The 23,331-nt window shown below is 64.4% G+C and carries 22 protein-coding genes, 1 pseudogene and 2 riboswitches; of the genes and pseudogenes, 14 read left to right on the top strand and 9 right to left on the bottom strand.

From position 1 onward, the window contains the following. Nucleotides 1–9: 9 nt before the first annotated feature. The 3 genes from TMS3_RS23135 to TMS3_RS23125 all read right to left on the bottom strand — a co-directional run bounded on the left by TMS3_RS23135 (nt 10) and on the right by TMS3_RS23125 (nt 2,845). Nucleotides 10–1,275: an ABC transporter permease gene (locus TMS3_RS23135; protein ID WP_025167681.1), complete on the bottom strand. Its 1,266-nt coding sequence runs from the start codon at nt 1,273–1,275 to the stop codon at nt 10–12. A gap of 1 nt (nt 1,276) precedes the next feature. Beyond that, nucleotides 1,277–1,984, bottom strand: coding sequence for an ABC transporter ATP-binding protein (locus tag TMS3_RS23130; RefSeq protein WP_025167680.1), 708 nt, complete (start codon nt 1,982–1,984; stop codon nt 1,277–1,279). Nucleotides 1,985–2,284: 300 nt separating this feature from the next. Further along, complete coding sequence (locus TMS3_RS23125) at nt 2,285–2,845, bottom strand: DUF2796 domain-containing protein (RefSeq protein ID WP_025167679.1); 561 nt, start codon at nt 2,843–2,845, stop codon at nt 2,285–2,287. A gap of 127 nt (nt 2,846–2,972) precedes the next feature. Here TMS3_RS23125 and TMS3_RS23120 point away from each other — a divergent pair, with 127 nt between their 5' ends. Continuing rightward, on the top strand, nt 2,973–3,317 hold the full coding sequence (locus tag TMS3_RS23120) for a hypothetical protein (RefSeq protein ID WP_025167678.1): 345 nt from the start codon (nt 2,973–2,975) through the stop codon (nt 3,315–3,317). A 99-nt stretch (nt 3,318–3,416) separates the two neighbouring features. On the opposite strand, the gene trxA is transcribed toward TMS3_RS23120, so the two are convergent. The 3 genes from trxA to TMS3_RS23105 form a co-directional block, all read right to left on the bottom strand. Then, on the bottom strand, nt 3,417–4,286 hold the full coding sequence (gene trxA / locus TMS3_RS23115; RefSeq protein ID WP_025167677.1) for a thioredoxin: 870 nt from the start codon (nt 4,284–4,286) through the stop codon (nt 3,417–3,419). 126 nt (nt 4,287–4,412) lie between these two features. Beyond that, complete coding sequence (locus TMS3_RS23110) at nt 4,413–5,072, bottom strand: class I SAM-dependent methyltransferase (RefSeq protein WP_025167676.1); 660 nt, start codon at nt 5,070–5,072, stop codon at nt 4,413–4,415. Further along, entirely contained in the window at nt 5,069–5,515 is a 447-nt protein-coding gene (locus tag TMS3_RS23105) for a YbaY family lipoprotein (RefSeq protein ID WP_025167675.1), read from the bottom strand. The genes TMS3_RS23110 and TMS3_RS23105 overlap by 4 nt, the downstream gene beginning before the upstream one ends. A 146-nt stretch (nt 5,516–5,661) precedes the next feature. Here TMS3_RS23105 and nrdR point away from each other — a divergent pair, with 146 nt between their 5' ends. The 13 genes from nrdR to TMS3_RS23040 all read left to right on the top strand — a co-directional run bounded on the left by nrdR (nt 5,662) and on the right by TMS3_RS23040 (nt 15,425). After that, nucleotides 5,662–6,126 carry a transcriptional regulator NrdR gene (gene nrdR / locus TMS3_RS23100; protein ID WP_025167674.1) on the top strand — a complete coding sequence of 155 codons (465 nt, stop codon included), beginning with the start codon at nt 5,662–5,664 and terminating at the stop codon, nt 6,124–6,126. Then, complete coding sequence (gene ribD, locus TMS3_RS23095; RefSeq protein ID WP_029866585.1) at nt 6,126–7,235, top strand: bifunctional diaminohydroxyphosphoribosylaminopyrimidine deaminase/5-amino-6-(5-phosphoribosylamino)uracil reductase RibD; 1,110 nt, start codon at nt 6,126–6,128, stop codon at nt 7,233–7,235. Before nrdR ends, ribD begins: the two co-directional genes overlap by 1 nt. A gap of 63 nt (nt 7,236–7,298) precedes the next feature. Continuing rightward, nucleotides 7,299–7,463: riboswitch (FMN riboswitch) on the top strand. Nucleotides 7,464–7,629: 166 nt separating this feature from the next. Continuing rightward, on the top strand, nt 7,630–8,292 hold the full coding sequence (locus TMS3_RS23090; protein WP_025167673.1) for a riboflavin synthase: 663 nt from the start codon (nt 7,630–7,632) through the stop codon (nt 8,290–8,292). Between the two features lie 12 nt (nt 8,293–8,304). Continuing rightward, nucleotides 8,305–9,399: a bifunctional 3,4-dihydroxy-2-butanone-4-phosphate synthase/GTP cyclohydrolase II gene (ribBA, locus tag TMS3_RS23085; protein WP_025167672.1), complete on the top strand. Its 1,095-nt coding sequence runs from the start codon at nt 8,305–8,307 to the stop codon at nt 9,397–9,399. Between the two features lie 185 nt (nt 9,400–9,584). Further along, nucleotides 9,585–10,061 carry a 6,7-dimethyl-8-ribityllumazine synthase gene (gene ribH, locus TMS3_RS23080; RefSeq protein WP_025167671.1) on the top strand — a complete coding sequence of 159 codons (477 nt, stop codon included), beginning with the start codon at nt 9,585–9,587 and terminating at the stop codon, nt 10,059–10,061. Beyond that, a complete protein-coding gene (gene nusB, locus TMS3_RS23075; RefSeq protein WP_025167670.1) occupies nt 10,058–10,549 on the top strand; it encodes a transcription antitermination factor NusB in 492 nt (163 codons plus the stop codon). Before ribH ends, nusB begins: the two co-directional genes overlap by 4 nt. A gap of 17 nt (nt 10,550–10,566) precedes the next feature. After that, the gene (thiL, locus tag TMS3_RS23070) at nt 10,567–11,535 is read left to right on the top strand and encodes a thiamine-phosphate kinase (protein WP_025167669.1); all 969 of its coding nucleotides are present in this window, start codon (nt 10,567–10,569) and stop codon (nt 11,533–11,535) included. Further along, a complete protein-coding gene (locus TMS3_RS23065) occupies nt 11,528–12,058 on the top strand; it encodes a phosphatidylglycerophosphatase A family protein (protein ID WP_025167668.1) in 531 nt (176 codons plus the stop codon). The genes thiL and TMS3_RS23065 overlap by 8 nt, the downstream gene beginning before the upstream one ends. Nucleotides 12,059–12,075: 17 nt before the next feature. Further along, a complete protein-coding gene (locus TMS3_RS23060) occupies nt 12,076–12,804 on the top strand; it encodes a substrate-binding periplasmic protein (protein ID WP_025167667.1) in 729 nt (242 codons plus the stop codon). Nucleotides 12,805–12,821: 17 nt separating this feature from the next. Continuing rightward, complete coding sequence (locus tag TMS3_RS23055; RefSeq protein ID WP_025167666.1) at nt 12,822–13,469, top strand: retropepsin-like aspartic protease family protein; 648 nt, start codon at nt 12,822–12,824, stop codon at nt 13,467–13,469. A 125-nt stretch (nt 13,470–13,594) separates the two neighbouring features. Continuing rightward, complete coding sequence (gene ribA / locus TMS3_RS23050; protein WP_025167665.1) at nt 13,595–14,215, top strand: GTP cyclohydrolase II; 621 nt, start codon at nt 13,595–13,597, stop codon at nt 14,213–14,215. After that, the gene (locus TMS3_RS23045; protein WP_025167664.1) at nt 14,212–14,628 is read left to right on the top strand and encodes a hypothetical protein; all 417 of its coding nucleotides are present in this window, start codon (nt 14,212–14,214) and stop codon (nt 14,626–14,628) included. Before ribA ends, TMS3_RS23045 begins: the two co-directional genes overlap by 4 nt. Further along, nucleotides 14,628–15,425, top strand: coding sequence for a cobalamin-binding protein (locus TMS3_RS23040; protein ID WP_025167663.1), 798 nt, complete (start codon nt 14,628–14,630; stop codon nt 15,423–15,425). The genes TMS3_RS23045 and TMS3_RS23040 overlap by 1 nt, the downstream gene beginning before the upstream one ends. Before the next feature lie 133 nt (nt 15,426–15,558). On the opposite strand, the gene TMS3_RS23035 is transcribed toward TMS3_RS23040, so the two are convergent. The 3 genes and pseudogenes from TMS3_RS23035 to TMS3_RS23025 form a co-directional block, all read right to left on the bottom strand. Continuing rightward, nucleotides 15,559–17,457, bottom strand: coding sequence for a TonB-dependent receptor (locus TMS3_RS23035; protein WP_025167662.1), 1,899 nt, complete (start codon nt 17,455–17,457; stop codon nt 15,559–15,561). Nucleotides 17,458–17,557: 100 nt separating this feature from the next. After that, nucleotides 17,558–17,791, bottom strand: a riboswitch (cobalamin riboswitch). A gap of 62 nt (nt 17,792–17,853) precedes the next feature. Continuing rightward, a complete protein-coding gene (gene dxs, locus TMS3_RS23030) occupies nt 17,854–19,752 on the bottom strand; it encodes a 1-deoxy-D-xylulose-5-phosphate synthase (protein WP_025167661.1) in 1,899 nt (632 codons plus the stop codon). Nucleotides 19,753–19,899: 147 nt separating this feature from the next. Then, nucleotides 19,900–23,191 (bottom strand): annotated as a pseudogene (locus TMS3_RS23025) (carboxyl transferase domain-containing protein). Nucleotides 23,192–23,331 lie beyond the last annotated feature (140 nt).

Below are 23,331 nucleotides of genomic sequence, written 5' to 3'. Positions count from 1 at the left end.
GTGGTTGCCTCATAAACGAATCGACAGGCCGTCGCTCAGCGATTGCCGATAGGCGCGCCAAGCCGGGATGCAGCCCATCAACAGGGCGGCAGCGAGAATAGCGCCGAGCAGCGACCACTCATAGGGCGAGGGTGCATTCAGCGGCAGATACAGGCCGTAGTGGGCCTGCACATAGCCCTGCGCGCCAGCGATGCCGAGATACAGCAGCAGTACCCCGAGCAGCACGCCGGCCAGCGCCAAACTGAAAGCTTCGAGTATCAGCAGGCTGGCGATATGCCAGGGGCGGGCGCCGACCGAACGCAGAATCGCCATCTCGCGGCGGCGTTCGTTGAGGCTGGTGAGAATGGCGGTGAGCATGCCGATCAGCCCGGTCAACACGACGAACAGCGAGACCACGAACAGCGCCTGCTCCGCCGTGCTCATCAGGCTCCACAGTTCCTGCAGGGCAACGCCTGGGAGGATCGCCAGCAGCGGTTCGCCGCGAAACTCATTGATCTCGCGCTGCAGGCTGAAGGTGGCGATCTTGCTTTTGAGCCCCAGCAGCACCGCGGTGATTGCCTCGGGTTGCAGCTGCAGGGCGCGCGCCTGTTCGGCCGAGACCTTGCCGGCGCCGCGCGCGGGCATGCCGTTCTGCCAGTCGATGTGCAGCGCCTGCATGCCGGCCAGGGAGATGTGCAGGGTGCGGTCCACCGGAGTGCCGCTGCGCGCCAGGATGCCAACCACGCGAAAGGGTTTGTCATCGTGCTTGAGCAGGCTGATGGTCGCTATACCGTGGGCCAGTACCAGCTGGTCGCCGAGCCGATAGTGCAGCGCCTCGGCCACTTCGGCGCCGAGCACCACCTCGAACGGGTCGTCGGCGAAGGCGCGGCCCTGGCTCAGGTTCAAGGGCTGGCTGCGGCCATAGCGATAGTGGCTGAAATAGTCCGGGTTGGTGCCCATCACCCGGTAGCCGCGATGCGAGTCGCCGAGGGAGATGGGGATCGCCCACTTCACCTGGCGATGCTTGGCGAAGTGCTCGAAGCTGTCCCAGCGGATGTTGTTGGTGGCGTTGCCGATGCGGAACACCGAATACAACAGCAGGTTGACCGAGCCGGAGCGGGCGCCGACGATCAGGTCGGTGCCGCTGATGGTATTGGCGAAGCTGGCGCGCGCCTCGCTGCGCACCCGTTCGACGGCCAGCAACAGGCACACAGACAGGGCGATGGCGAATACCGTGAGCAGGGCGGTGAAGCGGCGGTTGCCCAGGCTGGCCAGGGCTAGACGGAGTAGGTACACCTCAGACCTCCTGGGGCGCGGCGGCGCGATTCAGTTCGGCCAGTGACAGGCTGCGATCGAACAGGTGCGCCAGGCTCTGGTCGTGGCTGACGAACAGCAGGCTGGCGCCGGCGTCGCGGCATTCGCTGAACAACAGCTGCAGGAACGCCTCGCGGGCATCGGCATCCAGTGCCGAGGTCGGTTCGTCGGCGATCACCAGCTCCGGCTGGCCGATTAGCGCGCGGGCGGCGGCGACCCGTTGTTGCTGGCCGATCGACAGGCTGTCGGCACGGCGCTGCAACAGCTCGGCCTTGAGGCCGAGGTGGGCCAGCAGGCTGGCGGCGGCCTGGTCGACACTGCCATGGCGCTGCTGCGCGCGCTGAGCGCGCAGGCGGGAGAAGTGGCAAGGCAGCTCGACGTTCTCGCGCACCGAGAGAAATGGCAGCAGGTTGAACTGTTGAAAGATGTAGCCGGTGTGGTCGACGCGGAAGCGGTCACGGGCAGCGGAACCGAGGGCGCTCAGCTCCTGTTCGAGCAGGCGCACGCTGCCGCGGTCGGCCTGCTGCACGCCGCCGAGCAAGCCGAGCAGGGTGGTCTTGCCGCTGCCGCTGGGGCCCTTGAGAAACAGGGTCTCGCCGCGCTGCAAGGTGAAACTGGCGATGTCCAGCAGCGGCGCCTGGCCGGGCCAGGCGAAGCCGAGGTTGCTGAGTGCGAGTAGGGGAGTGGTCATAGCGGCTTGATCATGCAAAAGCTCAGGCGAACGGTGATCCAGGGGAGGCTAGAATGCCAGGCTCCGAGGGAGTTTTAACAGACCGTTGAAAACTGCTGCGCTCGACTATACGGCGTTGAAGACAGGTTCAAAATGCTCATTTACAGCTCGTAAACTCCGCTTTTGATTCGCTACGCTCACCCTGCGGGCCAGCCTCCGGCTGTTACTCCGCTTCGCTGCGTTGCACCTGACTTCGCCTTGTCTAGCCTTCGCTCGCTACCTTTTCAGCGGCCTGTGAAATCGAACAGGGTAGGCAGCCCCTCAAAACGGCAGGCGCGGGTTGTCCGGCGTCAGCTCTGCGCCCTGCTGGCCATTAGGGCCGAGCAGTTGCACCTGGATTTTTAGGGTGGCGGGGAAGCGTTTGAACAGCTCGCTCAGGTCCAGCTGTTGCACGGCGTCTGCTTGAGTGCAGGCGAAGCGGTAGTGGGCGTGGATCTCGCTGTGTTCGCCGGCATGTTCGTGCTCCTCGTGCTCCTCGTGATCTTCAGGTTCGAACAGGGGGCTTTGCAGTTCTTGTGTGCTCAGGCTGCAGCCGCCAGTGGCCAGGCCGAACAGGGCCTGCGGTTGTTCCAGCTGGCTACGCGCGCTGGCGATCCTGGCCCGATCAGCCGGGCTGTTGGCGGCATGTTCGAACCCCACCAGGTTGTTGGCCGGGCTTTCCAGCTCCAGTTCCAGAACCGAGCCATCCAGCGCCACATTCAGTTGCGCCATGCCATGGGCGTGGGCACCGAGGCTGGCATGTTCGTTGTGCTCATGTTGCTGGGCGTGGCTGGCGCTCAGGGGCAGCAGGGCGAAGGGCAGGGCAAGCAACAGGCGGCGCATGGTGATCTCCGGGTGAATCTGATAGTAATTGATACGTTATAACAACATCAGGTTAATCTGGCCAGTCTCGCTTGGCTGGGGGTGGCCGGCGTGGGAGCATGGCCGCAGTTAACTCGAGGGTGACAAGATGGTGCGTATTCGTGGGCGGATCGGCGATTGGCCGGTGGACCTGACCCTGGAGCTGGACCCGCAGGACTGGGCGCAATTGGCCGGGCAGCTGCCTGCGGCGGCAGAGACCGCGGCGGCCCCGGTGAGCGCGCCGGGGAAAAACGATGCGCTGTGGCAGACCACCCTGGAGCTGTTGCGCAAGGCTGGGCAGATAGAGGGGCCGCAGTTGCTTGAGCAGCTATCCGGGCTGGCGGGAAGCGAGGCGGCCGGCAAGCGCTTGCTGGTGCGGCTGCGCCATTGCGCACAGGTGCGCATGGAAAGTGGGGCGGATGCGCCGATTTATTGCTGGGTGGAGGCCGGCTAGCGCACCGGACATCGGGGCGCGGTTGCGCCCGTGTTGAATCGGCCCTTGCGCCGACGCTGGCCTGCAAAGCTCGCTGGCTACGCCGGTCTTACAAACTACTCAATAAATCGCTTGGTACAGCTTGCGGCGGTAGGCCGTGACCAGCGGATGGTCGTTGCCAAGCAGGTCGAACACCTGCAGCAGGGTGCTGTGCGGCAGGCCGTCGGCGTAGCCACGGTTACGTACGAACAGCTTGAGCAAGCCGTCCAGCGCCGGCTCGTACTGCTGGCGCGCCAGTTGCTGGATGGTCAGCTGGTAAGCCGCCTCGTGGTCCTCGGCGTTCTGTGCCAGGCGGCTTTTCAGGCTGGCCACATCCGGCAGGTCGGCGGCCTGACGCAGAAAGGTCAATTGTGCGCGTGCGCCTGCCAGAGCCTGCTTGTGCTCATCGCCGCTGACCGCATTGAGCACGGTTTCGGCTTCGCCCAGCTCGCCGCGTTCGAGCAGGCAGCGGGCGTAGAGGATCAGCGCGGCGGGGTTTTCGCTGTCCTCGCTGAGTAGTTGCTTGAGCAGGTTTTCCGCATCGGCGAAGCGCCCTTCTGCGAACAGCGCCTGGGCGGTTTCCAGTGGGTTGGCAGTAGGTGCAGCGGGCTCGGCGACATGCGGTTGAAGCAGGGTGCGAATCGCCGACTCCGGCTGGGCGCCGTTGAAGCCATCTACCGGCTGACCGTCCTTGAACAGCACCACTGTCGGCAGGCTGCGAATGCCGAAGCGGGCCACCACGTCTGGCTCGGCATCGCAGTCGACCTTGGCCAGCAGCAACTCGCCCTGGTAACTCTCGGCAATCTGCGCCAGCACCGGCATCAGGGCCTTGCAGGGGGCACACCACTCGGCCCAGAAGTCCACCAGTACAGGCTTGTGGAAGGAGTTCTCGATCACCAGCTGGTCGAAGTTGCTGGTGTTGGCGTCGAAAATGTAGGGAGTTTCGCTCATCGGAGTTCTCGAAAAGGCGCACGGCGGATGAAAGTGGCAAGCATAGTAAATGGCGGCGCCGGGCACGGAAAGCAAGGGCGATGCAAACCTGTGCAGTCTTGAGCGGCTGCGTGCCGTGGTGGCCGTTCAGTGTTCGCGTTGTGCGTGGTACAGGCTGACCCGGCGAAACTCTGCCGGCTCGGCCAGGTCAGGCCAGGTGCAGGCTTCCAAAAATCCGAGGCGGCGATACAGCGGATGCTGGAAGTCGCGCACGCGTGAGTCGGCGACCAGCGCCTGCTGGCCACGACTGAGGAACTGGTCGAGCAGCGGCAGGTTGGCGCGATCATAGAGCACGTCGGCGACGATGATTAAGTCGAAGCGGTCGGTCTCCTGGAAGAAGTCCGTCGAATAGCCCAGCTCCACGTCGTTCAGCGCGGCATTCGCTCGACAGGCTTCGAGGGCCAGCGGGTCGAGGTCGCAGGCCACCACCTCGAGGGCGCCGGCCATGGCCGCGGCAATCGCCGCCACGCCCGAACCGGCACCGAAGTCCAGCACGCGCTTGCCGCGCACCCACTCGGGTCGTTCCGCCAGCCAGCGCGCCAGCACCAGACCGCTGGCCCAGCAGAAGCACCAGTAAGGCGGGTCTTCGAGAATTCGCCGGGTTTCCTCCGGGCTGAAGGCGCGATCCATATTCGTCGCATCGATCAGCCAGAGTTTCAGTGCGGTGCCGGGCAGGGTGGCAGCAACCAGATGCGCGTCGCCAAGCAACTCGCCCAGCGCCGCCTGCAGCGCTACAGGTGCTTTCATGGCGCCGGCACCAGGCGCAACTCGCCGAGGGACTGGCTCTGGGCGTGGCGAATCGGCAGCGGCAGTAAACGCAGGATCAGCCGGCCGGAGAGATGGACGCGGCCGCGCAGTTCGATCCGCGCCCCAGGGGCGAATGCCTGTGGATTGAACGGCAGGCGAAAAGGCAGTGGCGCGCCGTCGCCGCGCATCTGGATGTTGCCGAGCAGGCCGTCTGGCAGGCCGCGCTGATCGAGCACCAGCAGGGCCAACTCGGCCTCGGCGCCATGGGGCACGCCGAGCAGGCTGCCGCTGAGTTCGCGCAAGTAGGCGGGCAGGGGCGCCGCGGTATCCTCGACAGCTGTCGGCGGGGGCTCGGCTGGTAACTGAGGCGCAACCGGTGGCTTGGTGGCACAGGCCGCGAGCAGGCCAAGGAGGCTAAGTAGAGCAAACAGTCGCAGCGGCATGGGTGTCCATCGGGGCGGAGTGACGAAAAGGTATGAGCAGAAGAGTAGCTGCCTGCGCGCGTCTATATAGCCTAACGGACTCGGCTTGTCTTGCCTGCGGGATGCGCTACCATGGCGCCTTTCTGAACTAAGGCTGTTGCCCTCCTATGCACTGTCCCTTCTGCGGTGCCAACGACACCAAGGTCATCGACTCGCGTCTGGTCGCTGAGGGCGGGCAAGTGCGTCGCCGCCGCGAATGCCTGGCCTGCGAAGAGCGGTTCACCACCTTCGAGACCGCCGAACTGGTGATGCCGCGCCTGATCAAGCAGGACGGCAGCCGTCAGCCCTTCGACGAGGACAAGCTGCGTGCCGGCATGCAGCGCGCGCTGGAAAAACGCCCGGTGAGCATCGAACGGCTGGAAGCGGCGATTGCCCATATCAAGCACAAGCTGCGGGCCACCGGTGAGCGCGAGATCAAGTCGCTGGTGCTCGGCGAACTGGTGATGGGCGAGTTGCAAAAACTCGATGAGGTCGCCTATATCCGTTTCGCCTCGGTGTACCGGCGCTTCCAGGATCTCAATGAGTTCCGCGAAGAGATCGACCGATTGTCCCGCGAACCCTCGAAAGACTGATGATGCACAGCGATCAGACTTTTATGGCACGCGCCCTGGAGCTGGCCCGTAAGGGCCTGTATTCCACTCATCCGAACCCGCGCGTCGGCTGCGTCGTCGTCCGCGATGGTCAGATAGTCGGCGAAGGCTGGCACGCCCGCGCCGGCGAACCGCACGCCGAAGTGCATGCGTTGCGCCAGGCCGGCGAGCAGGCGCGTGGCGCCACTGCCTATGTCACCCTGGAGCCCTGCAGCCACCACGGACGCACCCCGCCCTGTGCCGATGCCTTGGTCGCTGCCGGCGTGGCGCGGGTGGTCGCGGCCATGCAGGACCCCAATCCCCAGGTCGCCGGCAACGGCTTGGAGCGGCTTGAACAGGCTGGTATTCAGGTGCAGTGCGGCGTGCTCGAGGGCGAGGCGCGGGCGCTCAACGTCGGCTTTATCAAACGCATGGAGCAGGGTCTGCCTTTCGTTCGGGTCAAATTGGCGATGAGCCTGGACGGCCGTACCGCCATGGCCAGTGGTGAAAGCCAGTGGATCACCGGACCGGCGGCGCGGGCCGCGGTGCAGCGTCTACGCGCGCGCTCCAGCGTGGTGTTGAGCGGCGCCGATACGGTGCTGGCCGACGCTGCGCGCTTGACCGTGCGCGCGGATGAGTTGGGTCTGGACGCCGAGCTGACCGCCCTGGCTGTCACCCGCCCGCCGCTGCGGGTGCTGGTCGATGGTCGCCTGCGCGTGGCGCTCGATGTGCCGTTCTTCCAGGCCGGGTCAACCCTGGTGGCGACCTCTGTGGCGGCCAGCGAGGCCGAGCGTTATCGGCATGAGGGACACGAGTTGCTCGAGGTGCCGGGCGCCGACGGGTACGTCGACCTGCGTCAGTTGCTCGTCGAGCTGGCGGCGCGCGGCGCCAATGAAGTGCTGGTCGAGGCCGGGCCGCGATTGGCCGGTGCCTTCGCCCGGCTCGGCCTGGTCGATGAGTATCAGCTGTTTGTCGCGCCCAAGTTCCTTGGCTCAAGCGCACGGCCCTTGCTCGACTGGCCGTTGGCACACATGGCTGAAGCGCCGCAGCTGAAGATCGTCGAGATGCGTGCCGTCGGCGATGACTGGCGGATCATCGCGGTGCCCGCCTAGCGCCGGCCATGCGTCGCCGCGGCAAATATGGTAAAAAGCCACGCGTGGCCACCGCGGTGGTCGCAACGTTCTCAGGGCGGGGTGTAATTCCCCACCGGCGGTAATGGCGCGCCAAGCGTCTAGCCCGCGAGCGCTTGCTACTGTCCTCGATCGGGTCGGCAGCAAGGTCAGCAGACCCGGTGTGATTCCGGGGCCGACGGTTAGAGTCCGGATAAAGAGAGAGCGGGATAGTCTGCATGGGTGCGCCGTAGCGCGCCGGTAGATCCCTTTCGATCAGTCATGCCCTGTTTTGTCTAAAACAGGAGTTCAGTTAAATGTCACATGTTTATCACCCGGCCCCAGCGTGCTGCCCCGGCAGTTGGCGCAGCGCTGTGCCCGAGTCCAGGGAGACGCTATGTTCACCGGCATAATCGAAGCCATTGGCAGTATCCGTGCGCTGAACCCGAAAGGCGGCGATGTGCGGGTCCATGTCGAGACCGCCAAGCTCGACCTGAGCGACGTCAAACTGGGCGACAGCATCGCGGTGAATGGCGTCTGCCTGACCGCGGTGGAATTGCCTGGTGACGGCTTCTGGGCCGATGTCAGCCGCGAGACTCTGGCGTGCACCGCGTTCGTCGACCTCAAGGCCGGCAGCAAGGTCAATCTGGAAAAGGCCCTGACCCCGACCAGCCGGCTTGGCGGTCATCTGGTCAGCGGGCATATCGACGGGGTTGGCGAGGTTATCGAGCGCGCCGACAATGCCCGCGCCGTGCAATTCAAGATTCGCGCGCCGCGCGAACTGGCCAAGTACATCGCGCACAAGGGCTCGATCACCGTCGACGGCACCAGCCTGACGGTCAACGCGGTGAATGGCGCCGAATTCGAGCTGACCATAGTGCCGCACACCCTGGCCGAGACAATCATGATCGACTACCGCCCGGGGCGCCTGGTCAATCTCGAGGTCGACCTGCTGGCGCGTTACCTGGAGCGTTTGCTGCTCGGTGATAAGGCCGCCGAGCCGAAAGCCTCGGGCCTGACAGAAAGTTTTCTGGCCGAAAACGGCTACCTGAAGAATTAAGGAAAGACCCGCATGGCACTTAACAGCATTGACGAACTGATCGAAGACATCCGCCAAGGCAAGATGGTCATCCTCATGGATGACGAGGATCGCGAGAACGAAGGCGACCTGATCATCGCCTCCGAGGCGGTCACGGCCGAGCACATCAACTTCATGGCGCGCTTCGCCCGTGGCCTGATCTGCATGCCGATGACCCGCGAACGTTGCGAACTGCTCAAGCTGCCGCTGATGGCACCACGCAACGGCTCAGGTTTCGGCACCAAGTTCACCGTCTCCATCGAGGCCGCCGAAGGGGTTACCACCGGCATCTCCGCGGCCGATCGGGCGCGCACCGTGCAGGCGGCCGCAGCCAAAGGCGCCAAGGCCGACGACATCGTCAGCCCCGGGCACATCTTTCCGTTGATGGCCCAGCCGGGCGGTGTGCTGGCCCGTGCCGGTCATACCGAAGCGGCCTGCGACCTGGCGCGCATGGGTGGCTTCGAGGCCAGTGGGGTGATCTGCGAGATCATGAACGACGACGGCACCATGGCCCGACGTCCCGAGCTGGAAGAGTTCGCCGCGCAACACGGAATCAAGATCGGCACCATCGCCGACCTGATCCACTACCGGTTAATTCACGAGCGTACCGTCGAGCGGATTGGCGAGCAGCAGATCGACAACGAGCTGGGCCAGTTCCACCTGGTAACCTATCGCGATTCGGTGGAAGGCGACGTGCACATGGCCCTGACCCTGGGCAGCATCAGCGCGGACCAGCCGACACTGGTGCGGGTGCATAACATGGATCCGCTGCGCGACCTGTTCATGGTCAACCAGGCCGGTCGTTGGAGCCTGCGCGCGGCCATGGCCAAGGTGGCTGAGGCCGGCAGCGGCGTGGTGTTGCTGCTGGGCAATCCACTGACCGGTCAGGACCTGTTGGCGCATCTGGATCGGCAGTTGGGCGACGAGAGCAAGGTCGTCAACCCGACCACCTACAGCACCGTCGGTGCCGGCTCGCAGATTCTGCGTGACCTCGGTGTGCGCAAGATGCGCCTGCTGAGTTCGCCGATGAAGTTCAATGCGATATCCGGTTTCGACCTGGAAGTTGTAGAATACCTGCCCGCTGAATAACGACCGCCGCGCTACTGCGCTTGGACATACTGCGTTGCAAACAGGCTTGGCTTGCTCATGTACACCAGTAAACTCCGCAGCCTTGCCTGTTTCCGCCTGGTCTGTCCTGCGCTCGCTACGCGCTGTTCCGTTGGACTACAGATTTTTTGCCCCCTGGCTCTTTAACGCTATATGAGAATTGTTTTATGACCCTGAAGACCATCGAAGGTACTTTCATCGCTCCCAAGGGCCGCTTTGCCCTGGTGGTCGGCCGCTTCAACAGCTTCGTTGTCGAAAGCCTGGTAAGTGGCGCCGTTGATGCTCTGGTTCGCCACGGCGTGAGCGAGAATGACATCACCATCATCCGCGCACCGGGTGCCTTCGAGATTCCGCTGGTGGCACAGAAAGTCGCTCAGCGTGACGATTTCGATGCGATCATCGCCCTCGGCGCAGTGATCCGTGGCGGTACCCCGCACTTCGAATACGTGGCCGGCGAATGCACCAAGGGCCTGGCTCAGGTTTCCATGGAATTCGGCGTACCGGTGGCCTTCGGCGTCTTGACCGTCGACTCCATCGAGCAAGCCATCGAGCGTTCCGGCACCAAGGCCGGCAACAAAGGCGCGGAAGCTGCACTGTCCGCCCTGGAAATGGTCAGCCTGCTGGCGCAGTTGGAGGCCAAGTGAGCCAGAACGACGGCACCGGGCAGAAGCCGCAACCGGGTAAGAAAGCCCCCAGTGGTAAAACCCTGGCGCGTCGTCAGGCGCGTACCCTGGCCATGCAGGCTCTGTACTCCTGGCACATGGCCGGTCAGTCGTTGAACGAGATCGAAGCACAGTTCCGTGTCGACAACGATTTCGCGGCGGTCGACGGTGCCTACTTTCATGAGATTCTGCACGGCGTGCCGCGGCAGAAGACCGAGATCGACGGTGCGTTCGAGTCGCTGCTGGACCGTCCGCTCGAGGAAATCGATCCGGTCGAGCTGTCGATCCTGCGCTTGTCCACCTACGAGCTGAAGAACCGCATCGATATTCCCTATCGTGTGGTGATCAACGAAGGCATCGAACTGGCCAAGGTGTTCGGCGCAACCGACGGGCACAAGTTCGTCAACGGTGTGCTGGACAAGCTGGCGCCGCGCTTGCGCGCCGATGAAGTTCGCGCCAACAAGCGTTAAGTCAGGCGCCGCCTCCCTTGGGTGAGTTCGAGCTGATCCGTCATTACTTCGCCGCTGCGTCTTGTGCGCAGGTCGGCGAAGGCGTGGCGCTGGGGATCGGCGATGACTGTGCCTTGCTCGACCTGCCCGCTGGCGAACAGCTGGCAGTGTCCACCGACACCCTGGTCAGCGGGGTACACTTTCCCGACTCCGCCGATCCTTTCCTGCTGGGCCAGCGTGCGCTGGGCGTGTCGGTCAGCGATCTGGCTGCCATGGGCGCGACGCCCATAGGCTTCACCCTCGCCCTGACCTTGCCCACTGCCGAGCCTACCTGGCTGCAAGCCTTTGCCGCGGGCCTCGATCAGATGGCGCGGCAATGCGCGCTGAGCTTGATCGGCGGCGATACCACGCGCGGGCCGCTAAGTCTGACCCTTACCGTGTTTGGTCGGGTGCCGCGCGGCCTGGCCCTGACCCGGACCGGCGCGCAGATCGGTGATCTGCTGTGTGTCGGTGGCGATTTGGGCGCGGCCGCTGGCGCGTTGCCGCTGGTGCTGGGGCAACGGCAGGCGGCGGCCGAGATTGCCGAGCCCCTGCTCGCGCGCTACTGGTCGCCGCAGCCGCAACTGGCGCTGGGCCAGGCATTGCGCGGCAAGGCAACCGCGGCATTGGATATTTCCGATGGCTTGCTGGCCGACTGCGGGCATATTGCTGCGGCCTCGGGCGTGGCGCTGATGGTCGAGCAGGCACGCTTGCCGCTGTCGGCAGCCTTGCTGGCCCTGCTAGGAGAAGACGCCGCTCGCCACTGTGCGCTGAGTGGTGGCGACGATTACCGGTTGGCCTTTACCCTGCCAGCCGAGCATCTTGCCGAGTTGCAGGCCGCCGGCTGGTCGCTGCATGTGATCGGTCGAGCCGAAGCCGGTCACGGCGTGCAGCTGCTGGATCATCGCGGTCAATGCATCACGCCGCCGGCGCGGGGCTATCAACATTTTGGAAACCCTAGTGACTGATCATCCCGAGCAAGTTCCCACCGAGATGGTGCCGCCGTCGGTATGGCGCAACCCCTGGCACTTCCTGGCTTTTGGTTTCGGTTCCGGCACTCTGCCGAAAGCGCCGGGTACCTGGGGCTCGCTGGTAGCGCTGCCGTTCATTCCGCTGTGGCAGATGCTGCCGGACTGGGGTTACTGGCTGATGCTCGGCATCACCATGCTGTTTGGCTTCTGGTTGTGCGGCAAGGTCGCCGATGACCTGCGGGTGCACGACCATGAAGGCATCGTCTGGGACGAAATGGTCGGCATGTGGATCACTCTCTGGCTGGTGCCGGAAGGTTGGATTTGGCTACTGCTGGGCTTTTTGCTGTTCCGCTTCTTCGACATACTCAAGCCTTGGCCGATCCGCTGGATCGATCGGCATGTGCATGGCGGGGTCGGCATCATGCTCGATGACGTGCTGGCCGGGGTGTTTGCCTGGTTGGCCATGCAGCTGCTGGTATGGGGCTGGGCAAACGGCTTGGCAACGGTGTCGGGTTTCTAGTATTGCTGAGGCAGACAATGCGGCGATGGTGGTTAGCGCTACTAGTAGGTGTGCTGGCAGGGGCTGGCGTCCAGGCCGAATCAGCTTTGCCGCAGCATATCCTGCTGGCCAGTGATGTCTGGGAAAAGGACACCGAGGCTGACGGTACGGGGCTGACCTGGGATATTTTGCGCCGCGTGTTCGAGCCAGCCGGCGTCGAGCTAGTGATTCAAAGTGTGCCTTACACCCGATCAATTGGCCTAGTACGGCAGGGCGAGGCGGATGCCTGGGTCGGTTCCTACCTGCACGAAGTGGACAGTGGCGTGGTCTACCCGCGTTGGCACTATGATTCCGATCAGGTCAGTGCTCTGGGTCTGAGTCAGCGTCCGGCACCGACTCTGGCGAGCTTGGCCAGTGCGCAACTGGTGTGGCTGCGTGGTTACGCCTTTCAGCGCTATCTGCCAAATCTGAAACACTACCGAGAAGTTCGGCGCGATAGCGATATCCTGCGGATGCTGCAATATAAGCGTGCGGATTTTTATATCGATGCGCAGGATGAGATCGAAAAACTACTCGAGGGTGCCAGCGATTCGACATCCTTCCGCATCACCCCGCTGATCAGCCAGCCGCTCTACCTGGGCTTTGCCGATACCTCGCGTGGTCGCGCACTGGCGCTACTTTACGACCAGCGGATGGACGTTTTGGTCAAAAACGGCAGCCTGCGACCGTTATTCACCCGTTGGCAGCAGCCCTATCCCTTCGATTAAGGATGACGATAAGCCCTATGCATGGACTGAAATTACTCTGCGCAAGCCTGTTACTGGCGGTCATGGGGCAGGCTTGGGCTGCGCCCCAAGTGCGGGTGGTCGGCCTGTTCCCCGGTGCAGCGGTGCTCAATATCGGTGGTCAGCGCAAACTGGTGAAGGTCGGTCAGACCGGCCCGGGTGGCGTGCTGGTGGTCAGCGCCGACAGCCGTGGAGCGGTGCTTCGCGTCGACGGTGTGGAGCGCGCCTATGCCCTCAGTCGTGAGTACAGTGGCGGTTATGCCGAGCCGAACAAGCAACAATTGAGCGTGGCCAAAGGCGCCGGTGGGCACTACTGGGTCGCCGGTTCGGTGAACAGTCAGCCGATGCAATTTCTGGTCGATACGGGTGCGACCTCGATTGCGCTCAACGACGGCCATGCCAGGCGTCTGGGTATCGACTATCGCGCGGTGGGGCGACCCATGCAGGTCAGCACGGCCAGTGGCACGGTGCGCGGCTGGAAGGTCGATCTCAATAGCGTCAAGGTCGGCACCCTGGAAGTGTTGGGCGTCGAGGCCGTGGTGCTGGAGGGCGGCTCGCCGACCGAAGCGCTGCTGGGCATGAGCTTTCTCAGCCGCATCGGCTGGCGCGTCGAGCAGGATGTGCTGATGCTGGAGTCCAAGCATTGACGGGCCGTGCAGCTGACGGTTTCGATCCTTATCATCGGTAATTCAGGCTGACCTGCCGATGGGGGCTGCTGTTACAATGCCGCCCTTGTGTTTTTCCCCTGTCCTTATCTATTTAGGAGCATCCGGTGCCTGTCGTATTCGTCGCCGCCTCCCAGCTGCCTACACCGTTTGGCGTGTTCACCATGCATGGCTTTCTTGAGGAGACCACTGGCAAGGAACACGTCGCGCTGACCTTCGGCGATGTCGCCGATGGCAAGCCGGTGCTAGGACGTATGCACTCCGAGTGCCTGACCGGCGATGCCCTGTTCAGCTTGCGCTGTGACTGCGGCTTCCAGCTCGAAGCTGCGCTAAGAGCGATTGCCGCCGAGGGTCGCGGGGTGCTGCTTTATCTGCGCCAGGAAGGCCGTGGCATTGGCTTGCTGAACAAGATCCGCGCCTACGAGTTGCAAGATGGCGGCGCTGATACCGTGGAAGCCAACGAGCGCTTGGGCTTCGGCGCCGATCAGCGTGATTACGCGATCTGCCTGCCGATGCTCGAGCATCTGGGCATCAGCTCGCTCAAACTGATGACCAACAATCCGCGCAAGGTCAAAGCCCTGGGCGATATGGGCATTGCCGTGGCGAACCGCGTGCCGCTGCAGATCGACCACAATCCGCACAACAAGAAGTACCTGGCAACCAAGGCCGGCAAGCTTGGCCATCTGCTCGGCAGCTTGCACCAGGGCGAGACCGAGGAAAGCCTGTGACCCGCAGCCAGGTTCGCCGTCGTCTGGCGTTGGCCTGGTGGGGGCAACTGGTGCTGACCCTGGCACCCCTGATATTGCTCAATCTGCTGTTTGGTGCTGATCGGCAACCGAGCATGCTGGTCATGCCGCTGTTCGTCGCGGGGCTGGCGTCGATGTTCGTCAGCCTGCCGCTGTTCAGTGCCTACAAGCGTGCGCTGGTGGCTACCGAACAGGCCCTGGATTCTGCGCAAGAACCAGATGCCTGGCAGGAGTTGGCCAGGCGTCGTCGCCTGGCATTTCTCGGCGCCGGGTTACCTGCCTGGATTGCCGCTATCGCGGTATTCGTCGGGCTGGAAGCGATTCCACTGATGCTCCTGGGGCTGTCCAGCCTGGTACTGCTCTACCTCTACCGCATTCCTCGCCAACTCGGCTGATGAGCCGCCTCGGTCTCTGCCTGCTCGCGTTACTGGCCTGGCCAGCGCTGGCGGTCGAACGGGTGGTCAGCCTGGCGCCTTCCTTAAGTGAAATCGTCCTGGAGTTGGGCGCTGCCGACCTGCTGGTCGGCGTGCTCGATGGCGGCGAACGCCCGCCCGACCTGGCGCACCTGCCCTCGGTGGGGCGCTACGGCCAACTGGAAATGGAAAGTCTGCTCAAGTTGCAGCCCGATCTGCTGCTACTCTGGCCGGACAGCATCGGCCGTGCACAGCTTGAGCAATTGCAGCGTTTCGGCATCCCCCTGCTGATCGCCGAACCGCACAGCCTGGCGAACCTGGCCGAGCAGTTCGCCGAGATCGGCACGCGCATCGGCCGTGCCGAGCAGGGCCAGCGTCTGCGTCAGCGCTTCAGCGAGCGGCTTAAGCAACTGAGTGATCGCTACCGGCGTGAACGTCCGCTGCGGGTGTTCTACCAGATCTGGGACGTGCCGCTGTACACCATCGGCGGCGGGCAGATCATCAGCGATGCCTTGCGCCTGTGCGGCGCCGAGAACGTGTTTGCCGACCTCAGCCTGCCGGCGCCGCAGGTCAGCGTAGAGGCAGTGCTGCAGCGCGATCCCGAGGTTATTCTCGCCGGCTCTGGCGCGCAGCTGGAACGCTGGCGGATCTGGCCGCAGCTCAGCGCGGTGGCGCGCAAGCAACTTTTGCAGGTGCCCGACAAGGGCCTGGAACGGCCAAGCTTTCAGATGCTGGCAGCGACCGAGAAACTCTGCGAGCAGCTGGCCGAAGCCCAGTAAAAAGCCCTGCGGTGTGTGGGGCTTGTGCTGGCGCTCAACGCCGAATGTCCACCGTAGCCCGTAGCCCGTAGCCCGGATGAAATCCGGGAGCAGCTATGAGTCCCCGGATTTTATCCGGGCTACGAGGCTGAGCTTAGAAGCGGTAGCCGACGCTCAGTTGCACTTCGCGTTCCGGGGCGGGGTAAACCGACTTACTGCCGAAATAGTTGGCGAAGCTGTCGTACTGCTTACCCGTCAGGTTGTTCACCCGCAACTTGCCGGTGAACTGCTGCACTTCGTAACTGAGTCCGACATTGAACAGGGTGTACCCTCCTTCGCGCGGCAGAGAGTGGTCGTCGTCGCCAGAGAGGTAGCGCGGGCCGATGTAGTTGGCCTCGAGTTGGCTGGTCAGGCCGGCGAGCAACTGGTAACCCAGGCCCAGGCTTGCGGTATGTCGCGCCACCCCGGGTACGTCGTTGTCTTTGAAAGCTCCTGCGCGGTAAGTGGCATCGGTGAAGCTGTACTGGCCGTTCAGTTGCAAGTCCGCGCTCAATTGCCGGCGGCCTTCCAGCAGCAGCCCGTCGCGGCGGGTCTTGTCCAGGTTGAGGGTGACGAAGTTGACCGGGTCGAAAAGGATCTCATCTTCAAGATCCAGACGGTAAAGGCTGATCTGGTAGTGCTGGATGCTATCCTGCCACTCGACGCCACCCTCCCAGGACTCGCCGGTCTGCGGCCTGAGGAAGTCGACGCCGGGCAGGGTAAAGGCGTTGTCCTCGATGTTGGCGAAGCGCAGTACGTCCTCGCGCTTGATGAATACGCGGGTCTGCGCATTGGCCTGCCAGCTCAGGCCGAGGCTGGAGCTGTCTTCGCGCTCGGTCTGGGAGCTGTTACGCGTTAGGTTGTGATCTTCAGCCTCGCTGTTGCGGTAGCCGAGGGTCAGGGTTAGTTGCGATCCTAGGGGCTGACTAAGCTGGCTGTACCAGTCGCGCAGCGTCTGCCGCGAGCGGGTGTCACCAAAGATCGAGCTGAGCTCGTAGTCACTCTGGGTGTGGTCATGACCGAGCAGCCACTCGCTGCGCCCCAGCGCGCTGTCCCAATGGGCAGTTAGGCGTGGGCTGATGGTGTCGACGCGAGTGCCCTGGGTGAACGGGGTAGCGAAGAGGGCGCCGATACCGTCACTGTCGCGCTGGCTGACATCCAGGTCGGCGTCCCAGTGGCTGCTCAGATTCTGGCGCACGGCCAGTCGATGTACCTGGGTCTTACTGTCGTTGAAATCGTGGGGTGTACCAGCTGCGCGACGATCGTCGTGGCTTTGCGCGACACTGAGACTGCCGGGGTAGCGAAGCTCATCGTCGATAGTTTGGTATTCGTAGAGTGCCCAGCCGTTTCCGTGATCAAAACGCAGGCGGCTGAATAGGTTGCTGTACGAGGCGTTGTTATTGTCGCGGTAGCCGTCGGCATGCTTGGCTTCGCCGCTGCCATAGAGGGAAAAACCGGCGCCGAGGAGCTGGTTGAAGTTGCCGCGATAGGCCTCCAGATCATTCGAGCCCCGGCCCGCTTCAATGTAGGCCTGGTTGGTGCTCGGCTGGCGGGTGATGATGTTGACCACGCCGCCGACGGCCTGGTCGCCATACAGCACGGTGCCGGCGCCACGGATGATTTCGATGCGCTCGATATTGCCCAGAGGCACGCTGTTGAGATCAGCGGTTTGCTGGCTAGGGTTGTTCAGGCGGCGCCCGTCTACCAATACCAGGGTGTTGTTTGCCGCATTCTCGCCGAAGCCGCGCAGACTGATGGCGACCCGGTTGCCATCGCCGAGGGTGTCTCTGATTTGTAGACCAGCCTGGGTGCGCAATACGTCGACCAGATTGCTGGCAGCGCTGGTTTCGATCTCTTCACGGGTTATCACTGCGACGCTGGCCGGTGCTGGTTGTTGCAGCTGCGTACCGCGGGTCACCACCAATGGCGGGGCCTCGTAGGGCTCGCTGGCTTGGTCGGCCAGGGTCAGGCTGGGCGCCAGGGCCACTGCCAAGGCAAGAGGGGAAAGCTTCATCGATGGTTCCTCAAAAGGTAAGCGTCTTTTGAGGAGGGCAGGGACAAGCACGGGCAAGCGGCGGGCAGCCAGCGCTTGACGGTGATGCCCTCCGCAACACCAGTCACATTGCGCCGAGGCAGGTCTCCGGGCTGCCGACTGTGGATTTCCCACCTTCCCAGGCGAGCCCAGTGGTGTGTCGGGAAATTCTGCATCTGTACGCTTGGCGCACAAATGCTGTCGGTTACCGTTGCGGGGGCAGCGCAGGCCTTGCCGTTGTCTGTAGTGACAGCGGCGCACCTGCTTCCCTATTCACGCGGCTGGTGTGGCCGCGACCTCGGACAAACAAAACGCCGCGCACCATAAGCGCACACAGCGGGTAAAGCAATTCAGCGGGCCAGGTCAGTCCGGCAGCCTTCAGCTGTCGAGCATGCTTAGGTGCTGGCGCACCGCGGTTTCGATACCGGCTTCGTTCAAGCCGCACTCGGCGAGCATCTGCGCCGGCTTGGCGTGCTCCACGTAGTAGTCCGGCAGGCCCAGGTGCAACACCGGCTTGAGCAGGTTTTCGCGGGCCAGGAACTCGCTCACGGCGCTGCCGGCGCCGCCCATGATGCTGTTTTCCTCGATGGTCACCAGCAGCTCATGGCTGGCCGCCAACTGGCGCACCAGGGCTTCGTCCAGCGGTTTGACGAAGCGCATGTCGACCACTGTGGCGCCCAGGGTTTCGCCGACCTTCAGCGCCTCGGCCAGTTGCACGCCGAATACCAGCAGGGCGACTTTATGGCCCTGGCGACGGATCAGTCCCTTGCCGATTTCCAGGGGCTCCAGGCCCGCCTCGATCGCTGCATTCGGCCCTGAGCCGCGCGGGTAGCGCACCGCTGCCGGGCCGTCGAACAGGTGGCCGGTGGTCAGCATGCGGCGCAGCTCGTTCTCGTCGCTCGGGGTCATCACCAGCATGCCGGGGATGCAGCGCAGGTAGGACAGATCGAAGCTGCCGGCATGGGTCGGACCGTCTTCGCCGACCAGGCCGGCGCGGTCGATGGCGAACAGCACGTCGAGGTGTTGCACCGCGACGTCATGGATCAGCTGGTCGTAGGCGCGCTGGAGGAAGGTCGAGTAGATCGCTACCACCGGCTTGGTACCGTCGCAGGCCATGCCGGCGGCCAGGGTCACGGCGTGCTGCTCGGCAATCGCCACGTCGAAATAGCGGTCGGGGAAGCGTTCGCTGAAGGCCACCAGATCGGAGCCTTCCTTCATCGCCGGGGTGATACCGACCAGTCGCGGGTCCTGGGCGGCCATGTCGCATAGCCATTGGCCGAACACGCTGGAGTACTTGGGCCCGGCTGGCTTCTTCGGTACCGCCGCGGGGGTGTTGATCGGCTCCAGTTTGGTGATCGCGTGGTAGCCGATCGGGTCGACTTCGGCGGGGGCGAAGCCTTTGCCTTTCTTGGTGATCACGTGGAGGAACTGCGGGCCTTCCAGGTCACGCATGTTGCGCAGGGTGGCCAGCAGGGTCGGCAGGTCGTGGCCATCGATGGGGCCGATGTAGTTCCAGCCGAGTTCCTCGAACAGGGTGCCGGGCACCAGCATGCCCTTGGCGTGCTCCTCGGTCTTGCGCGCGATTTCCCAGGCGCCAGGCAGGCGCGACAGTACCTTCTTGCTGCCTTCGCGCATGCTCGCGTAGGTACGACTGGAGAGCAGTTTGGCCAGGTAGTTGGATAGCCCGCCGACGTTGCGCGAGATCGACATGTCGTTGTCGTTGAGGATCACCAGCATGTTGGCGGCGACGTCCGAGGCGTGATTCAGCGCCTCGAAGGCCATGCCGGCGGTCAGCGCGCCGTCGCCGATTACCGCCACGCTCTTGCGGTTGCTGTTCTGCAGGCGCGCGGCGATGGCCATGCCCAGGGCGGCGCTGATCGAGGTACTGGAGTGGCCTACGCCAAAGGTGTCGTATTCGCTCTCGCCGCGCCGCGGGAAGGCGGCGATGCCGTCCTTCTGGCGCAGGCTGGCCATCTGCTCGCGACGGCCGGTAAGGATCTTGTGCGGATAGGCCTGGTGGCCGACGTCCCACACCAGTCGGTCGTCCGGGGTGTCGAAGACGTAGTGCAGGGCGACCGTGAGTTCGATCACCCCGAGGCCCGCGCCGAAATGCCCGCCGGTCTGGCCGACCGTGTAGAGCAGGTATTGGCGCAGTTCGTCGGCCAGGGTCTCCAGTTCGGCTTCGCCCAGGCGGCGCAGCTCGTCCGGCGTGCTTGCGCGGTCGAGCAGGGGCGTCAGTGGGCGCTCGCGGGGAATCTCGTGGAAGGTCGTCGGCATCGGGCGGATCGTTATCGGCGCAAAAAGAGGCGCAGTTTACCCGAAGCGCCGGGAACTGCCCAAACAAGCTGTGCTGTGCGTAGCCCGGATCCAATCCCGGGAGGTGGCCCAGAACTTCCGGATTGCATCCGGGCTACGCTGAGGGACTTACCAGGTGTCGACGAAACTGCGCTTCTTGCCCTCGCGTGCCGCCGGCTGAGGCGCCGCATTGAGACCGCGCAGCAGCCAGCTGCGGGTCTCCTGCGGGTCGATCACCGCATCGATCTCCAGGTAGCTGGCCATGTTGATGGCCTTGCCGCTCTGGTAGGCCTTGGCCAGCAGTTTGTCGAACAGCGCCTGCTGCGCGGCGGGGTCTTGCTGGGCCGCCAGTTCCTTGGCGAAGCCCAGGCGTACCGCGCCTTCCAGGCCCATGGCGCCGAACTCGCCGCTCGGCCAGGCGATGGTCAGCAGCGGCGAATGAAAGCTGCCGGCGGCCATTGCCTGTGCACCCAGGCCGTAGCCCTTGCGCAGCACCACGGTGAAAAACGGCACGCTGAGGCTGGCGGCGGCGACGAACATGCGTGACACGTGGCGCACCGTGGCCTGTTGCTCCGCTTGTGGGCCGACCATGAAACCGGGCGTATCGCATAGCGACAGCATGGGGATATCAAAGGCGTCGCACAGCTGCATAAAGCGCGCGGCCTTGTCGCCAGCCTGGGCGTCGATGGCGCCGCCGAGGTGCGCCGGGTTATTCGCCAGCAGGCCAAAGGGCCGGCCCTCGATGCGGATGAAGGCGGTGATCAGTCCGGGTGCGAACTGGCGGCGCAGCTCCAGCACGCTGTCGCTGTCGGCCAGAGTGTCGATCAGCTGGCGGATGTCGTAGATGCGCAGGCGGTTCTCCGGGATGGCATGGCGCAGCTGGCGCTGGTCGGCGCACTGCCAATCCGCCAATGGACCCTGAAAATAGCTCAGGTATTGCTGGGCCACGCGCACGGCGTCGACTTCATCACTGACCACCACGTCAATCACCCCGTTCGGTGCCTGCACGCTGACCGGGCCGACCTGCTCCGGGGTGAAGCGGCCGAGGCCGCCGCCTTCGATCATCGCCGGACCGGCCATGCCGATACTCGCGTTCTCGGTGGCGATAATCACATCGCAACAGCCCAACAGCGCGGCATTGCCGGCGAAGCAACGCCCGGAGACCACGCCGACCAGCGGCACCAATCCGGACAGTTTGGCCATGCCGACGAAGGTGTGGCAGTCGAGCCCTGCCACGCCGACGAAATCGGTGTCGCCGGGGCGACCGCCGCCACCTTCGGCGAACAGCACCAGCGGCAGGCGCCACTGTGCGGCCAGGTTGAGCATGCGGTCGGTCTTCTTGTGGTTCATCACCCCCTGGGTGCCGGCGAACACCGTGTAGTCGTAGGCGATGGCCATGCAGCGCGCGGTCTGATCGCCAAACACGGCGGCGTTGACCGTGCCGATACCCGTCACCAGACCATCGGCCGGGCTCAGTTCGAGCAGCTCCTCTGGCGTGCGCCGGCGGCGTTGGGCGGCCAGGGCCAGGGCGCCGTACTCGATGAAGCTGCCGTCATCGAGCAGCGCCGCGAGGTTCTCCCGGGTGGTGCGCTGGCCGGTCTTGCGCCGTTTGGCCACGGCCTGGGGGCGGCGCTCGTCGCGGGTAATGGCATGCCGCTCCAGCACTTCGGCGAGGTCGGCGCGGATATGCTCCAGATCCAGGCTCTCCTCGCTGTGCAGCTCATCGCCGCTGACCTCGGCCGGTTCGATGAACAGCAAGGCCTGGCCTGCGCCAACCGGACTGCCCGGCTGCACGGCCAGGGCGCGGACGATGCCGCTGTGACTGGCCTTGACCACGAACTCCATCTTCATCGCCTCGAGCACGGCGATGCTTTGGCCGACGGCAATGGCATCGCCCTCGACCACCTCCAGGCTGACCAGTACGCCGGTGCTGGGGCTGGTCAGCGGCAGCGTGCCAGCTGGAGCATCGACACTGCTCGGCGGAACACTGGCGCTAGCCGGCGATTGGGCGAAATACAGGTGCGCATGGGCCTGCTGCTGTGGCGCCAGCAACGACTCCAGCTGACCTTCGACGAAGCGGGTGCTGACCTGGTAGGCGGCGATCTGCGGCAGGCGCAGCAGGTTCTGCAGCAGGTGCAGATTGCTGGCCACGCCCTCCAGGCGGAACTCGCACAGCGCGCGGTAGGCGCGGTGCAGGGCGCTGGGGTAATCCGCCGCGTGAGCGATCAGCTTGGCCAGCAGCGAGTCGTAGCTGGGGTTGACCGGGTAGCCGGCGTAACCATAGCCGTCGACCCGCAGGCCCAGTCCGCTGGGCGGCTCATAGGCACTCAGGGTGCCCACGGCCGGGCGAGTGCTGCCGTCGGCGTGCAGGGTTTCCAGATTGATCCGCAGCTGCAGGGCACAGCCTTGCAGCGCGGGTGCCTGCTCAAGGCCCAGCTCGGCCAGGCTGGCGCCGGCGGCCAGGCGCAATTGACTGTGCAGCAGGTCGACGCCGGTGACCTGCTCGGTGACGGTGTGTTCCACCTGAATGCGCGGGTTGGCTTCCATGAAGTAGAACAGTTCGGGCTGATCGCCATCGAGCAAAAACTCGAAGGTGCCGAGGCCCTGGTAGTTGACCTCGGCGGCCAGGGTCAGCGCGGCGGCGATCATCCGCTCGCGGGTGGCGTGCGGCAGGTGCGGGCTGGGGGCGATTTCCACCAGCTTTTGCTGGCAGCGCTGCAGGCTGCAGTCGCGCTCCCACAGATGGCTGACCGCGCCCGTGCCGTCGCCCAGGATCTGGATCTCAATATGCCGGGCGTTGCTCAGTAGCTTCTCGACGTAGAGCGCATCGAGGCCAAAGGCCGCGCGGGCTTCCGATTGGCAGCGGGCATAGGCCTGATCCAGCGCCGCTTCGTCGAACACCGCGCGCATGCCGCGGCCGCCACCGCCGGCCAGCGCCTTGAGCATCACCGCGCCGCCGCTGCCGAGGCTGCGCAAATACTCGCGAGCCTCGTCCAGGCTGACCGCGCGACTGATGCCGCTGACCAAGGGCACGTTACAGCGCTCGGCCAGGGCTCTGGCCTGCGCCTTGTCGCCAAGCAGTTCGAGTACCTCGGCACTGGGGCCGACGAAGCGGATGCCTGCGGCCTGACAGCGGCGAGCGAACTCGGCATTTTCCGCGAGAAAGCCATAGCCCGGATGAATCGCCTCGCAACCTTCGGCCTGGGCGATGGCGATCAGTTGCTCCATATCCAGGTAGGCCGCTACGCCACGGCCCTTGAGGGCAATGGCATTGTCGGACTTGCGCACATGCAGCGAGGCGGCATCGTCCTCGGCGTAGACCGCTACAGAGCGTGATGCCCAGCTCGGCGGCGGCGCGGGCGATACGGATGGCGATCTCGCCACGGTTGGCGATCAGCAGGGCAGAAAAAGGCATGGCCACTCCACAGGCGTTAAGTCTGCGAGCCATCTTAGGCGCTCTACGGCCAGGGTAAACGAAGCCTCAGCGGCCAGCGGTTGGGCTATTAGTCTGGGTGATGGTGGGCGCCGATTGCCGGGCGGCCCGGATCCAGGCCGGACGCC

The organism is Pseudomonas taeanensis MS-3 (genome assembly GCF_000498575.2).
Classification (GTDB): domain Bacteria; phylum Pseudomonadota; class Gammaproteobacteria; order Pseudomonadales; family Pseudomonadaceae; genus Aquipseudomonas; species Aquipseudomonas taeanensis.
Note: the sequence above shows the minus strand (reverse complement) of the source record. Positions and strands in the feature narration are given on the sequence as shown.

Bases quoted from the DNA above. Each gene is read 5' to 3' on its own strand.
- TMS3_RS23055 (WP_025167666.1), top strand. From the start codon at position 12,822: ATGCATGGACTGAAATTACTCTGCGCAAGCCTGTTACTGGCGGTCATG.
- dxs (WP_025167661.1), bottom strand. From the start codon at position 19,752: ATGCCGACGACCTTCCACGAGATTCCCCGCGAGCGCCCACTGACGCCC.
- nrdR (WP_025167674.1), top strand. From the start codon at position 5,662: ATGCACTGTCCCTTCTGCGGTGCCAACGACACCAAGGTCATCGACTCG.
- ribH (WP_025167671.1), top strand. From the start codon at position 9,585: ATGACCCTGAAGACCATCGAAGGTACTTTCATCGCTCCCAAGGGCCGC.
- TMS3_RS23105 (WP_025167675.1), bottom strand. From the start codon at position 5,515: ATGCCGCTGCGACTGTTTGCTCTACTTAGCCTCCTTGGCCTGCTCGCG.
- ribD (WP_029866585.1), top strand. From the start codon at position 6,126: ATGATGCACAGCGATCAGACTTTTATGGCACGCGCCCTGGAGCTGGCC.
- ribBA (WP_025167672.1), top strand. From the start codon at position 8,305: ATGGCACTTAACAGCATTGACGAACTGATCGAAGACATCCGCCAAGGC.
- TMS3_RS23120 (WP_025167678.1), top strand. From the start codon at position 2,973: ATGGTGCGTATTCGTGGGCGGATCGGCGATTGGCCGGTGGACCTGACC.
- TMS3_RS23035 (WP_025167662.1), bottom strand. From the start codon at position 17,457: ATGAAGCTTTCCCCTCTTGCCTTGGCAGTGGCCCTGGCGCCCAGCCTG.
- TMS3_RS23125 (WP_025167679.1), bottom strand. From the start codon at position 2,845: ATGCGCCGCCTGTTGCTTGCCCTGCCCTTCGCCCTGCTGCCCCTGAGC.
- TMS3_RS23110 (WP_025167676.1), bottom strand. From the start codon at position 5,072: ATGAAAGCACCTGTAGCGCTGCAGGCGGCGCTGGGCGAGTTGCTTGGC.
- TMS3_RS23040 (WP_025167663.1), top strand. From the start codon at position 14,628: ATGAGCCGCCTCGGTCTCTGCCTGCTCGCGTTACTGGCCTGGCCAGCG.
- TMS3_RS23130 (WP_025167680.1), bottom strand. From the start codon at position 1,984: ATGACCACTCCCCTACTCGCACTCAGCAACCTCGGCTTCGCCTGGCCC.
- trxA (WP_025167677.1), bottom strand. From the start codon at position 4,286: ATGAGCGAAACTCCCTACATTTTCGACGCCAACACCAGCAACTTCGAC.
- TMS3_RS23090 (WP_025167673.1), top strand. From the start codon at position 7,630: ATGTTCACCGGCATAATCGAAGCCATTGGCAGTATCCGTGCGCTGAAC.
- TMS3_RS23060 (WP_025167667.1), top strand. From the start codon at position 12,076: ATGCGGCGATGGTGGTTAGCGCTACTAGTAGGTGTGCTGGCAGGGGCT.